The following is a 13530-nucleotide window of genomic DNA, read 5'->3' on the forward strand; positions in this document are numbered from 1 at the left end:
GGCGCTGTGGTCGAGGATGAAGCGGGCGACGACGTCCTCGCTCTCGGGGAACGCCAGCTCAGCGCCGGTGGCGACGCGCCGCCACGCCGCGAGGTAGCGCAGGTCGCTCTCCAGCGCCCGGCGGCTGTTCTCGGGAATGGTCTCGCGGGCGAGGCGCTCGATAAGGTCGCGGTAGATCGGCGGCAGGTCCTCGCGCGGACCGACGAGCGCCGAGAGCGCCGAGGAACGGGGCAGGGGAGGGGGCCCGGGCGGTCCGTCAGCCATGAGCGTCTCCTCTCGACGGCGTTGCGCAGGTCGTTCAAGGGTCTTCAGCGGCACAATGTTCCATCTTTGTCCGATTGTCGATAATGGCTGCTTATCGGCAATCAGGATCGCCTGCCGGATAAGCTGGTGTAAGCGGCAAAATAGCCGCCTTTTGCGCATATACGGAAAAGAGATATTGATACTCGTGATAGAAGGTGAGGCAAAATATGCCGGGCCTCTCGGCGAGTGCGCGTTCGGTCGGTGGAGCGCGTGTCGTTCTCCAGCTTCCCTGCGAAATCGCCGACATTGATGCGACCGATCGCCAGCTTTGCTGCGACTGGCGGGGCGCCGGGGCACGATCGCACGACGCCTGCTCAAGGGCGCGATCCCGTCGATGGCCGTCCGGCGCGCCTGAAGATCGACGGAGGAGCGACGGCGGCGAGTTTGGCGTTCACGCCCGCCGCCAACCCCGCGACGACCGACAGGCGCACCGTGGTGTCTTGCGCCGGCGCGGCGGCGGTGGAGCGGATCAGATCGGGCAAGCGACGGGTGAGCGCCCATTGCAGCCAGAGGTCCTCCCGGCGCGCCGGGACGCGTGGCCCGTCCGCCAGGGCGTGGCCGCAGCCCGCGCATCGGTCGAGCGCCGCGACGGCGTCGAGGGCGTGGGGGCTCCAGGATCGGCGGCAGCGCCGACAGCGGTCGAGCAACCGCAACCCGTGGCGCAGGCACGCCCTCGCCCAGGCGAACCGACCCCAGGCGGGAACCCAGGTCTCGCCGTCGTCGAGGCACGCTGGGCAGAACGCCACGGCGCCGAGGCGTATGGGACGCCGGCCGCTGCGGCGGGGTGCGCCGTCGGCGGCCGAAGGCGGCGGCCGCAGGACCCCCGGCGACGCCGTGGCGAGCAGGGCCAGCGCCGAACCGGCGTCTGCGGCCGTCTGGGTCAGCGACATCGCGGCGACCTCGGCCGGGTCCCGGGCGGATCGCAGGGCGATATCGGTCGACAACCGGGGATGAGCGCAGTGGTCGACCCACGGATCGCAGGGCCGGAGGCCGCCGACCGTCGGATGCGCGCCCGACAGCGCGATCTCGTGACGGCTGGCCAATCCACGGAAGAAGGAACGCGGCGTCAGGCCGTTGGCGAGCGCGACGCGGCTCAGCCAGCTCGACGGCAGTTCGCCCGTGTTCGGCGCAGGACGCACAGGCCAGACCGCTGCGTCTGCGGCGACGGGCTCGAACAGGTCGACGTCGATCACCGCAGCCTACGCGACGCCGAGGGCCTCGGCGGTCAGCCGACGCTGCGCAGGCGGGGTGAAATCGAGCGCCTCGACCATCGCGACGTCGATGCGCTCCTCGCCCGAGAGGATGGCCTGTTCGGCGCTGCGGGTGAGGATGGCGGCGATTTCGCCGAGAAGCCCCTCGGACAGCGCGAGCAGGCGGCGCATCATCCGGGGATCGACGAGGTTGGAGGGGCGACGCAACGGCAGGACAGCCTCGAAGCTCGCCAGCAGCGTGGTGAACGCCGGCCCGTCCCGCCAGCGCGGCAGCGCGACGGGTTCGAAGCGGTTCGCCAGCTGGCTCTCGGAGTGGAAGACCTGCAGGACCTCCTTCACGCCGACCGCGACGATCGGGATCTGCAACTCGGCGCCGAGATTGCGGAACATGTTCAGCATCTGGCGCAGCCGGTCGCCGCCGCCGACCAGGATGTTGTGCGCCTCGTCGACGATCAGCATGCGCACGCGGCTGTCGCGCAGGCGACGCAGCGCCTGGGCTTCCTTCTTCGCCAGCGAGTCCCCGGGATTGGTGGGTGCGCCGGTCGCCTCGACGAGGCGATGATGAAAGCGCCGGATATCCGCGGCGTCGGGGCAGGTGACGTAGAGGACGGGGATCGCGTCGCCGTCGCCGTCGGGATCGGGGGCGCGCGGATGCGTCCGGACGAAGCGCTGCGCGATCATCGTCTTGCCGTTGTTGGTCGGCGCCACCAGCAGCGCATTCGGCATCCTGACGCGCCTGGGATGCGCCAGAAGCCACTTGAGCCTGTCCATCGCGCGGGACGCCTGCGTGTAGGCGATCCAGCGATCGGCGAGGGCGAAGCGCACACGCTCGCCATCGCTCATCCCGGCCGCCCGGGCCGCGAAGGCCGGCGCCATGTGGGCGAAGTCCTCACCAGAGGTCGACATCGAACAGCGCTCCGGGTGCGCTCGGCGCGGCGTCTGCGTCCGGCGCTTCGGACGGCGTCCGGGACGGCGTCTCGGACGCGAGCCTGGCTCGGGCGCGCCGGGCCGCCTTCGTGGTCGCGGTCGCCGCCTGCACGATCGCCCGCATCCGCTCCCGGCGGTCGAAGATGAGGTCTTCGTCGACGGCCCGCTTTCCTTCCGCGCGCAGCTCGGCGAGGATTCGCGCATGCTCCCACAGCGACAGAGGCGGTCGGTGTCGGCGCCGGTAGGGCAGGGCGAGGGTCTCGCCGTCCGGCGCGCGAAGCCAGATCCGCGACAGGTCTCGCGGGTCGTAGCGGACGGGCCGGGTCTCCGGCAGCCCCGCCAGCGGCCGCAGCGCATCCGACCAGTAGAAGATGTGGAACAGCTGCACGCCCTCGCGCGTCACGCGCCGCCGCGTCATCGGCAGGAAGGCGACGAGCACGTCCTCTGGATCCTCGGGCGCGCGGACATCCTCCTGCACGCCGCTCCGCAACGCCCGCCACCGGTGCAGCGGCGGGACACCGAGACCGGCGTGCCGGCGGTTGTGGTAGACGTCGACGCCAAGCGCGAGCCAGCGCTCCATCTCTTCGAGCGTCAGCGCCGCCTGCGCCTCGGACGCGTAGCGTCCGCGCTCCCGCGGGTTCGACTGGGTCGTGCCGGGCAGGAGATGCACGTCGCCCATCGTCGTCCCGATCAGGCGCTCGACATGGCCGCCGAAGCGCGGCGCGCCGGGCGGGCGATACTGCAGGTCGATCCCGTATTCCGCGCAGCCGAAGGCCAGCGCGCCGGCGTGGAACTCGGGGCCGTTGTCGACATGGATGCGGGCCGGCCTGCCATGGACGGGATAATCGAGATCGAGACCGCGCAACGCCAGCCAGCGCGTCTTCGGCGTCATGGCGAAGGCGAGACAGGCCGCCACCGACGTGACCGACGGGCTCATCATCGTCAGGTGGAAGCCGACCACCACGCGCGTGGCGACATCCACCGCCAGCGTGAGCCAGGGGCGTCCCACAGGCTGACGGTGCTCGGGATCGACCACCACGGCGTCCACGAGCGTGTGGTCGATCTGGACGACGGAGAGCGGCTCGGTCGTCTCGGGAAAGCTCCCCGGCGTCGCGGTCCGGGGATCGGCGAGCCGCCGACCCGAGGCCTCCTGCCGGAGCGGATCGCGAAAGGCTCTGATGCGGCGGCGGATCGTGTTGTCGCCGGGCGCGCTCAGGCCCGCCCGGCGGCAGGCGTCGGCGACCTCCTCGACGATTTTCGACGGGCGCAGACGCTCCCGTTTGCGCAACGCCCTGCCGATCGTCTCGCCCATGACCTGCTCGACCTCGACCGGCATGAGGCTGGCGCCGGCGCGCAAACCGGGCGGGCGCGGGGCGAGATCCGAGGTGAGACCTGCGCCTTCGCGATAGCGGCGCAGCCATCGGAAGATCGTGCTGCGCGAGACCCCGCACGCCGTGGCGACCGCGTCGACATCCGCCAGACTGGTCGGGCGTCTCTCGCTGAGCGCACGCACGTGCTCGGCGCGGGCGCAGGCCTCCCTCCAGCGACGCTCTTCCGCCTCCGTCGCGAACATCGCGTCCATGCGTCGACCCCGACCGGCGCTCCGTCGATCGCATGGATGTTGGCGAAAAGCGCTGTCATCAACCCCGACATTGGTTCAGTCGCAGCGATGATGGAGAAATACGTCATTCAAGAACAAGGAGTTGAAGATTGTGGGTTCGCAGCAAAGATGGAAAACGACACTGTCGGTTTCCAAAGATGATGAGATTCCGCCGCTGATGACGAGACTCCGCCATGGTTCTTGCGACCGGCGCGGGCCTCGGGAGGGCTCCAGGCGGCTGTCGCGGGCGCGGCCCTGGCGCACCGGCTCTACCATTTCCGGCTCGTCTTCAGCGGCTTCGAGCACGCCCATGTCGTGCTGCGGGGCGAGAGCTTCGTCGCGCTCGCCGCGGGCCTGCAGGACGCGCTCTGGTCCCTCGGCGGCGTGCCAGCAGAGCATCGCACCGACAGCCTCTCGGCGGCGTTTCGCAACCTCGAACCGGAGGTCGAGGAAGACTGGACCACCCGTTACGACGCGCTGTGCGGCCACTACGGGATGGTCGCCAGCCGCAACAATCGCGGCGTCGCGCACGAGAACGGTGCGATCCAGTCGCCGCACGGCCATCTCAAGAGCGCTATCAGGGACGCGCTGCTGCTGCGCGGCTCGCGCGACTTCGACACCGTCGCCGACTACTGCGCCTTCGTCGACGCGCTGATCGGTCGTCGCAACGCCCGCAACCGCAGGCGCATCGACGCCGAGCGCGCCGTCCTGCGCCCACTCCCGGTCCGGCGCGCCGAAGACGGCGAGCAGGCGATGGTCACCGTGACATCGTCAGGCGGCTTCATGTTGCGCCGGGTCTTCTACACCGTGCCGTCGCGCCTCATCGGCCACCGGCTGAAGGTGCGCATCCACGATGATCGGCTCGACGTCTTCCTCGGTGGCACGCCCTGATGACCCTGCCGCGCGGGCGCGGCTATCCGCCGCCTCGTCGGCGCCATCCTGCTTGAGCAGAATGACGAGTGGGCCGTCCAGCGCGCCCGCTACATGCCGCTGGAAAGCGTCGCCAGCGTCAGCGGCGATCCCATCGTCGGCCTCGCTCACGTCGACGGCTGATTCCGGCCCCGCCAGGGATCGCGCTGGCCTCCGCCAGCTACGCCACTCCATGGAACGCTGCCGACAATCGGGCTGTTCCGCGAGCAGCTGGACGCCTCCGTCCGGAAGGGTGTCTGCGCAACCCAAACCGTCCAGTCAGGAGCGCCGCCCGCGAAGCGCGCCCTACGCCGCGCAGCGGCTTCGTTCAAGCCTCAGCTTGGGCCAAGCTTGTCAAGGACTGAAACTACACAACAGCATCCACCAAGATAATTGTTTTGTGAATGAGCGCCAAATCAATCTCACGCAATGACTACTCCATACTGTTGCTTTATTCGACTGATAGATAAAACTGGATACGTTAACCTAACGGTAAAATGGTCGAAACTATCAAGCGCCGACGGGTGCTTGTTAAAGGTCGATGTAAGCGGATCAGGCCGCTTTTCTGATGTGTGCGGAAGGTTTTACGGACGTCGCGGCGTCTATACCTTTCGTCTTGGTGACAAGGATGCGCGACATGGCGGCCTTTTCTGGCGTCGAAGGATATGGTGCGAACGCGACAGGCGGGCGCGGCGGCAAGGTTCTGATCGTCACGAACAGCAACGATTCAGGCGTGGGCAGCCTGCGCTGGGCGCTTGAGGACAACACCGGTCCGCGGACCGTGGTCTTCGCCGTCAACTCGGTGAAGCTGAAGTCGCACATCGATCTCGACCGCGGCGACGTCACGATCGCGGGTCAGACCGCCGGCGGCGTCGAGGTGTCGGGGGCCGGCATCGTCATCCGCGACAGCAACGTGATCATGCGCGGCATGATGGTGCGGCCGGGAGACTCGCGCAGCGGTCCCGATCCGGATACCCGGGACGCCCTGACCCTCTCCGCCGCTTACGGCCCGATCAAGAACATCGTCATCGATCACAACTCGTTCAGCTGGGGTATCGACGAAGTCGTCCATTTCTGGGGCGCGGTAAGCAACGTCACCTTCTCGAACAACATGGTGGCCCAGGCCCTGCAGGACAGCCTGCATTCGAAGGGGTCGCACAGCATGGGCATGCTGGTGATGGCCTCGGGGCGCGCCCAGCCTGACCGCCTGACTATCTCGGACAATCTCTTCGCGTTCAACGAGTATCGAAATCCCTGGATAAAGCATGGCACGAACGTCGAGGTCGTGAACAACCTGATCATCGGCGCGGGCGATCAGGCGCATGTGGCCGCTCTGGGCGACAGCGCCGCATCGTACCAGAATTCGCCGTTTTCCGTGAAGTTCATGAACAACTACTACGAGGCCGGAGCGGGCGTGCGGCGACCGGAGCTGCCGTATGTCGGAATTCGCTCGAGCGCGGCCAACGACGCGTATTTCTCGGGCAATCTGTCCTATGACGCGGCTGGCCGCCCGCTGGATGTCGAATACCGTGGCTCGCCGGCCAAGTCGTCGCCGTTCTCCGGCAGCGGCGTGAAGCTGATCGACGCCGCCGATGTCTACAAGTCGGTGCTGGCGAATGCGGGCGCGAACCCCGCCTTCCGCGAGGGCGCCGACAAGCGCGTCATCGACATGGTCGTCGCGGGCAAGAACGGGCTCGTGGACACCGTGGGGCAGGCCGGCGGCTACGGCGGCCGGAAGGGCTTCACCGCGCCGTCCGACCGCGACAAGGACGGGATTCCCGACGAGGCCGAGCGGCGCATGGGGACCGACCCCTCCGTCTTCGACTCCAACGGAGATCGCAACGGCGACGGCTATACGAACCTCGAGAACTATATCAACGGCCTCTTGCCGCGCGGGCCGGTCGGCGCGCCACCGTCCGCCTCGACGTCCCCGCCGGCGTTGGAGTCCCGGTCGGCGCTGGAGTCCCCGCCGGCGCCGCCGCCTTTGCCGTCCCAGTCCGGGTCGACGAGCGCAACCGGCACGTCGCTCGACAAGATCGTGGGGGTGATCCGGACCGACTCGTCCCTCGCCTCGAAGGTTTCCGGGGGTGAGATCGACGGCGGAGCGGCGGCCGCCGCCGGGCTCAACAAGATGATCGTCGACGGCATCAGAGCGACGGGCGTGGGCAACGACGGATCCATCTCCGTCTCTGACGTCTATGCGCTGAATGAGTGGTTCCGTGCGGACGGCGCGCGGATCGCGGCCCATGCCCAGTTCTACGGCTCGACCTCCGGCGCGGAGAGTGGCTATCAGCTGGTCGCCTTCGAGGGAGCCAATAACCGCCTGCACGATGTGAACACCGTGGACACGCTGTTCGGCTCCATCTACCGCATCGGCTTCGAGATGAACGACGCGAACTTCGGCGGGCCGTCGGGGTCCCGTTCCGTGTCCGCCTGGCAGGTCCGCGACTACCTCTCGAAGCTGCTTGCGACGGATCTGGCCTCTGGCGCGCTGAAGTCGGGTTCCTCCACGACGCAGCCCTCGACGCAGTCGGTCGCGACCGCGCAGATCACCCAGAAGACCGTCGAGACCACGAGGGGCGGGCTCGACCGCATCCTCGACGTGATCGAGAATGATCGGCCGCTAGCGCGCAACGTCGACGATCAGAGCATCCGCACCGGCGTCGCGTCCGCGCGCAACCTGAACGACCTGATCGAGACGGGCGTCGCGAGTCTCGGCCTCATGGCCGACGAGCGGATCACGATGGCCGAGGTAGCCGCGCTGAACCAGTGGATCCGCTCCGACGAGGAGCGGCTCGACACCTTCCTCTTCAACCATGGCAGATCGGTCGCGGGCCCCGACAAGGGTTACGAGGCCGTCGACGGCGAAGGCTCAGGCGCGCAGCTGTTCGGCTGGAACGCGATCGACACGGTCTTCGGCAGAATCTACGACATCGGCTTCGCCGCGTCGTCCACCCATCTGCGCGACGCCTACTCGGGCAAGACGACCTATATGGGCGACGTGGCGAAATGGATGACCGCCCTTCTCAACAACGACGGCGACTTCGGCTGAGGCCATCCGCATTCCCTGCGCGACCGGCGCGCAGGGGGGCGACCGAACGAGGATCGGAGCGATACCGACGGTTGATCGCCGATCCGCCAGTCGCACCCACCCCGCGCCATCCGGCCTATCCGCCCCATCTCTCCGCGCGCTCGGGCGGATCGCGGCGCGCAGCCATGACGACCGCCGTCACGCCAGGCTGTCGAGGCGGACGTCTTCAACGCCTGCGGCGCGGCTCGGCGTCAGGAACACCGCCTCCTCCCGCGCCTCGAAGCGCCGGAGCAGCCTTGCGAAGGGCGGCCGCGGCCATGTCGCCAGCGCGGCGCGCGGATCGGCGGCGAGGAACGGCGGTCCCGGCTCGGGCTCCCGGCGCAGGCGCAAGGCGCGAAGCCCGCGGTCCAGCGCCGTCGCGCCAAGCCGACCGAACTCCACGACGAACACGGTCTCCAGAGCGACGCGGGGCGACAGCGCGACGGCGCGCGCGAATTCGGCGATCGCGGCAAGCGGTTCGATCAGCCGCAGCCGCAGCACGCAAAGCTGTCCGCGCCCCATCGCCTCCGCGGCCGCGATCACGTCGGCGGGTGTTTCGGGATACCGCTCGGCCAAGCGGCGCACGGCTTGGAGCTGTGCGAGCCGCATCTTAAGGTGGTTGGATTTCTTCGAACCCGGCACGCTGCGATATCCCGTCAGCGCCTCGTTCACGGCGCCCCAGCGCCAGCGCCGCGCGATCAGCGACTGAAGGAGCCAGTCGTCGCAGTTGCGCTGCGCCTCGTCGTACCCCCCGACGTCGAGCAGCGCCTCGCGCCGAATCAGCAGGGCGCTGCCGTTGCCGACGAAGTTCACCGCCAGCCCACGCAGGTAGACGGCGCCCTCGAACCCGGGAAAGCCCTTGGTCCCGGTGATCCGGCCCGCCATGTCGATGGTGGCGGCCAGGGTGTAGACGACGCCGCAGCGCGGTCCGAGCTCGGCCATCCGCGCCATCTGCCGCGCGATGCGAGTCGGGTGCAGCACGTCGTCGGCATCGACCGGCGTCACGAAGGCGCCGCGACAGGCGGCGGCCCCAGCGTTGCGCGCCGACGAGACGCCGCCGTTCGATTTGCGCAACACGCGGATCCGGGGGTCGTCGGCGGCCATGCGCTCGGCGATCGCCGCGGTATCGTCGGTGGAGCCGTCGTCGACGACGACGATCTCCAGGTCGCGCCAAGTCTGCGCCTGCGCGCTGGCGATCGTCTCCTGGATCGTCAGGGCGGCGTTGTAGGCTGGGACGATAACCGAAACCAAGTCGCGACCGCCGTCCGGCGCAGCCTTCGTCATGTATTCGAGTTCCGGCGCTGGCAATAACGCATACGAATTTTCCGGAGTTTCGTCAGCAGATGACAGTACGAAAAGCGCAAACTCTGAGTAACAGCGTCGGCTCCGGCCCGCAAGCGCGGCTTCGGGGCGCGCGAACCACGGCGCGGCTGGGATAAAGCCGCGCCGCTCATGTTGATCCAAGCCGCGTCCCGGATCCTATCCTTTGCGCGGACGTCTGGGGCGTCGCCGCGCCAGGGCGCGGATTGCCGTCGGCGCGCCAGACCGCATAGGCGACGAGCTGACCGTACAGGATCAGGCCTTCCACGGTCCAGAGCGGCATCGCGGCGAGACCATTTACGACAATTCCGAGTAGCAGTGATGACAGAATATAACGGTCGTAAGTGTCATTGATTTTCAACGGTATCAAAACATAGTATATTGACATGTATATTGTTGCAATAAAACCAAGATAACCATACTCCCACAGCGCAGAAATAAATGTATTATGAGCAACAAGACGAAAGTATCGCTCATGAAGATTGGGGCCAAAACCAATTATATAGTTTACATATGTTCCATTTGTAAAAGAATGGATATATTCTAGCCAAATTCGAATACGACCGGAAAAAATCAAACGCTCGGCAGCCGTCAGTTCCAGGGGCTCTTTCATCATGATGTGAAGGTTATGGGCGACGTCGGTGATCTCGGCGTAGCGCTCGGGTAGCGAATTGAACGCGAAGGGTAGCGCCCCGATGACGAGGATCGCGAGGGACACGATCGCCGCGGCGGCAAAGCGGGGCTGCACGTTCTTGAGGTAGACGAGGGCCATGAAGGCCGTCAGCGCTGGCAAGAGCGAGATGACGGTCGAGCGGTAATTCGCTAGAACCACCGCGACAGCGCCGAAGCAGACGGCGAGCGCCAGCGTCGCGCCGGATCGCCAGCGCACGAGGCTGCACAGCGCGAAGACGGCGTACATCAGCGTCGAGAACATCGACTCGTGCACGTAACCGCCGATGTAGCTGATCGAACCGTCGAGCTCTCCGGATTTGGGGTTGTTGAACACCACCGACGCCATCATCATGAAGGCTGGCGTCACCAGCGTCGCGAGCAGCGCGCGCATCGCCCGGTCGGACCCGTAAAGCGTCATCGCCCGATGCGAGAGGAGCATGACGGCGATGAAGAAGCTCCATTTTGTGAAGTCGGTGGCGATGCCCATCGGCGCGCGGTTGATCAAGCCCGACATGAGGCTGATCGCGAGCAGGACATAGACCGGCACCAGTGCGCGCAGGCGCAGCAGGCGGTGGTCGAGGATCAGCAGCAGCGCTACGACCGTGAGAATGGAGACTGCGGCCAGAAGCGAGACCGGACCCACCCGGATGCCGATCGAGTAATCCGGAAAGGCTTGGAGCGCGTAGCGCAGCCACAGGCCGAGCAGAAGCGCCCGGGTGGGGCCGTCGACGATCTCGCGGAAGCGCAGCAGGATCGCTGCGAGGCCCGCCAAGCACCCGACAGCGGCGATAAGCATCCACATCTGGTGGTTCCGTCGGTCGTTTCCGCAGGCCGCCCCGGTCGAAGCGCACGCGCCAAGTTGATCATCTCCGTATCGGCCAGGCAAGAACGCAGCCGCGGTCACTTGCGACTATCCTCCTCGAATGCGACGCTTTTCGGGTTGGCCGAGCGGGTTGGAGACGACGGTTCGAGAGTCCGCCGCGGTGGCGGCGGCGTTGGCTCGCTGCGGACGGCGTGAAAGTCGGCCGCTTTGGCCCGTTCCGGTGGAGTGGTGCCGTGTGCGGGCTCGGCTCCCGTTGCGTCGCCGGGGCCGTGATCTCCTCGTGAGCCAGCGCGCTATGCTGATCAACGCCCTCTGGGCGCATCTGGCGGAACTCCGCGTTGTGGGGACGAAAGAGCCGATCAGTGTGAGCGCGTTCGGCGGCAAGGTCGACAAGCTGTCCACATCGGACGCTTGCGGCTCGCTGCGCGATCTGGTTTCCGACGAGGGAGATGGGACTGAGCGAGCGGCGGAGCCGCCGGATCGTCGGTCTGGCGCGATCGGCCCAGCAGTGCCGGCCCGCCGACCGCGACGACGCGGCGGCGCTCGAGCGTCTGTGCGCGCTCGCCTCGGAGATCCCCGCCGCGGCCCGCGCCGAGCGGCGGGCCGCATGCGGCGTCGTCGGCTCGATCTGGCGGTCGGCGTCGCGCTCGGGAAACAGCCAGCGCCCGGGGTCCGCCAGGCGCCAGTAGGTGCGCGGGATCGCCAGCGGCTGCGTCGACAGCGTCGCGGAGCGCTCCTTGCCGCCCTTGCGGACGGTCATGTCCTCGAACATGCGGCGGCGCGGAGGGCTGATATCGGCCATCGGAAAGCTTCTGTCTGGAAAGAGGTCTCGGCAACCCGAACCTTCCAGGCGCCGCGCGGCTCAAGCCGAGCCTGCCGCGGATGCGATCACGCGAGGCGGCCAGCGGACCCCGGCAGCTGAGCGTGGTCCGCCGTAGAGGAACGCTTGCGTCACTCGCCGCCAACCTTCCGGATCGCCCTGCGACGCGGTTGCCCATCTCGCCCATCGACCTCTACCATCAGCGCCATGCCTTATCGTTCGATACACCGGATCTTGGCCGCGACCGCGACACTCAGGCGAGCCAGCGCGAGAGGCGGGGCCGGCTCCACCGGCGGCGGTCGGCCTGCGCGACGGACGGCCGCCAGCGTTGCAGGTCTCAACACTAGCCGCTATGTCAACCATGCTTCCATCAGCAACGAAAGCGATCACCGATGAATGTCGTCTCTCTCGGTGCCCGCGCGATCCCGAACGTCGAAGGCGGCGCGGAAAAGAACGCGGAGATGATTTTTCCCAGAATCGCGCAGCGACACCGCGTTACACTTTTATGTCTTTCAAAATTCGTGACGACAACAAATTTTAAAGATGTCCATATCGTACCGGTCTCTAGCTTCAGCGGATTTGGCACAGATAAATTTTCGTATTATTTGATCTGTATATTTGAAATATTTCGGAGGCGTCCTGACATTATTCATTGTCAAGGCCTAAATGCAGCGATTTTTTTATTTTTATACAAGTTGATTTCAAGTAAAATCGTGGTTCGCTACGGATCAGCCGACTATCTGAACAAGAAATGGGGGCCGATCGGACGGTTGGGCTTCCGGCTGTGCGAGTGGCAATTGCGCCTCGCGGATGCAGTGATCGCCGTGACCCCCAGCCTGCGCGATCGGCTGATCGACCGCGGCGTGACCGATCGGGTCGTCGTGATCCCCAACGCGATCGATCCGGTCGAGGAGACGCCCGCCGCCGCGGCGCCCGCCGCGCTGGGGCTGGAGCCAGGTCGCTTCGTCCTTTCGGTGGGCCGGGTCACATGGCAGAAGGACTACGAGACTCTGCTATCGGCTTTCGCCGCCGCGAAGGCGCGCCGCCCCGACATCGGCAAACTCGTGATCGTCGGCGGGGACGACGGATCGGGCTACCTGCAGAAGCTTGAGGACATGGGGGTCCGGGACGTCGTCTTCGCGGGTCGTCTGCCACGCTCCGACGTCGCCGCATTCTACGCCCATTGCGCGCTCTACGTGAACAGTTCGGTTCATGAAGGCCTGTCGAACGCCATTCTCGAAGCCGTCAGCCATCGAGCGCCGCTGGTGCTGAGCGACATCGTCGAGAACCGGGACCTGCCGCTTGAGGCGCATCACTTTTTTCCGACCGGGGACGCGGACGCGCTCGCAGGGCGGATGCTTGCGGCGCTCGACGCGCCGGCCGCCTTCCGCGTCGATCTGGGAAAATTCTTCGACTGGGACGAGGTCGCCGCGCGGACGATGGCGCTTTACGATCTCGTCATGGCTGGCGGTCGCCCCGGGCGACCAGCGCCGACGGTCTTCAGGGAGCCGTAGGGTTCGACGCTGTTGACCCGGAAGGTCCCGATCAGCGAGGCGAAGCGCCCCCTGGTGGATTGCCTCCGACGTTTGGAACCCTCGGATTCGTGGGCCGATGGTGGCGTGAACTGATGCCGTGGATGCCGCCACCCGGCGGCATCTCGCATGCCATGACGGTTCCAGAGCAACCGATCGGCGGGCGCATCGATGACGACGAAGATCAACATGCTGTCGATCGACTTGGCGAAGGGCAGCTTTCAGGTCTGCGCTGTCGGCGCGAATGGGGCGGTTCGCTATAACCGCGTGCCGCCGCGGACACGGCTGGCGGCGCGTCTGGCCGAGCAGCCGGCCTGCGCGGTGGCGATGGAGGTCTGCGCCC

Annotated in this window: 8 protein-coding genes and 3 pseudogenes; 4 read left to right on the plus strand and 7 right to left on the minus strand. The window is 67.0% G+C overall.

Annotated features, from left to right (window positions below; translation table 11 throughout):
• The 4 genes and pseudogenes from V7Q31_RS14275 to V7Q31_RS14290 form a co-directional block, all read right to left on the minus strand.
• Positions 1 to 264: pseudogene (locus tag V7Q31_RS14275) on the minus strand (hypothetical protein); the annotation flags it as partial.
• A 353-nt stretch (positions 265 to 617) separates the two neighbouring features.
• A complete protein-coding gene (locus V7Q31_RS14280) occupies positions 618 to 1496 on the minus strand; it encodes a TniQ family protein (protein ID WP_333834534.1) in 879 nt (292 codons plus the stop codon).
• A gap of 6 nt (positions 1497 to 1502) precedes the next feature.
• Entirely contained in the window at positions 1503 to 2420 is a 918-nt protein-coding gene (locus V7Q31_RS14285; protein ID WP_333834535.1) for a TniB family NTP-binding protein, read from the minus strand.
• On the minus strand, positions 2404 to 4023 hold the full coding sequence (locus V7Q31_RS14290) for a Mu transposase C-terminal domain-containing protein (protein ID WP_333834536.1): 1620 nt from the start codon (positions 4021 to 4023) through the stop codon (positions 2404 to 2406). The genes V7Q31_RS14285 and V7Q31_RS14290 overlap by 17 nt, the downstream gene beginning before the upstream one ends.
• 243 nt (positions 4024 to 4266) lie before the next feature.
• Here V7Q31_RS14290 and V7Q31_RS14295 point away from each other — a divergent pair.
• From V7Q31_RS14295 to V7Q31_RS14305, 3 genes and pseudogenes are all read left to right on the plus strand, one after another.
• Positions 4267 to 4955: pseudogene (locus V7Q31_RS14295) on the plus strand (Mu transposase domain-containing protein); the annotation flags it as partial.
• Positions 4951 to 5094, plus strand: a pseudogene (locus V7Q31_RS14300) (IS256 family transposase); the annotation flags it as partial. The pseudogenes V7Q31_RS14295 and V7Q31_RS14300, both read left to right, overlap by 5 nt.
• Before the next feature lie 484 nt (positions 5095 to 5578).
• Positions 5579 to 8002 (plus strand): pectate lyase family protein, encoded by a 2424-nt coding sequence (locus tag V7Q31_RS14305; protein WP_333834537.1) that lies wholly within the window; start codon positions 5579 to 5581, stop codon positions 8000 to 8002.
• Positions 8003 to 8179: 177 nt separating this feature from the next.
• Here the strand turns inward: V7Q31_RS14305 and V7Q31_RS14310 are convergent, their stop codons facing one another.
• The 3 genes from V7Q31_RS14310 to V7Q31_RS14320 form a co-directional block, all read right to left on the minus strand.
• Positions 8180 to 9304: a glycosyltransferase family 2 protein gene (locus V7Q31_RS14310; protein WP_333834538.1), complete on the minus strand. Its 1125-nt coding sequence runs from the start codon at positions 9302 to 9304 to the stop codon at positions 8180 to 8182.
• A 166-nt stretch (positions 9305 to 9470) separates the two neighbouring features.
• Complete coding sequence (locus tag V7Q31_RS14315) at positions 9471 to 10814, minus strand: O-antigen ligase family protein (protein ID WP_333834539.1); 1344 nt, start codon at positions 10812 to 10814, stop codon at positions 9471 to 9473.
• 61 nt (positions 10815 to 10875) lie between these two features.
• Positions 10876 to 11637, minus strand: coding sequence for a hypothetical protein (locus tag V7Q31_RS14320; RefSeq protein ID WP_333834541.1), 762 nt, complete (start codon positions 11635 to 11637; stop codon positions 10876 to 10878).
• Between the two features lie 410 nt (positions 11638 to 12047).
• On the opposite strand from V7Q31_RS14320, the gene V7Q31_RS14325 reads away from it, so the two are divergent.
• Positions 12048 to 13169 carry a glycosyltransferase family 4 protein gene (locus V7Q31_RS14325; protein ID WP_333834540.1) on the plus strand — a complete coding sequence of 374 codons (1122 nt, stop codon included), beginning with the start codon at positions 12048 to 12050 and terminating at the stop codon, positions 13167 to 13169.
• Positions 13170 to 13530 lie beyond the last annotated feature (361 nt).

This window comes from Rubrimonas sp. (assembly GCF_036788415.1).
Lineage (GTDB): Bacteria > Pseudomonadota > Alphaproteobacteria > Rhodobacterales > Rhodobacteraceae > Rubrimonas.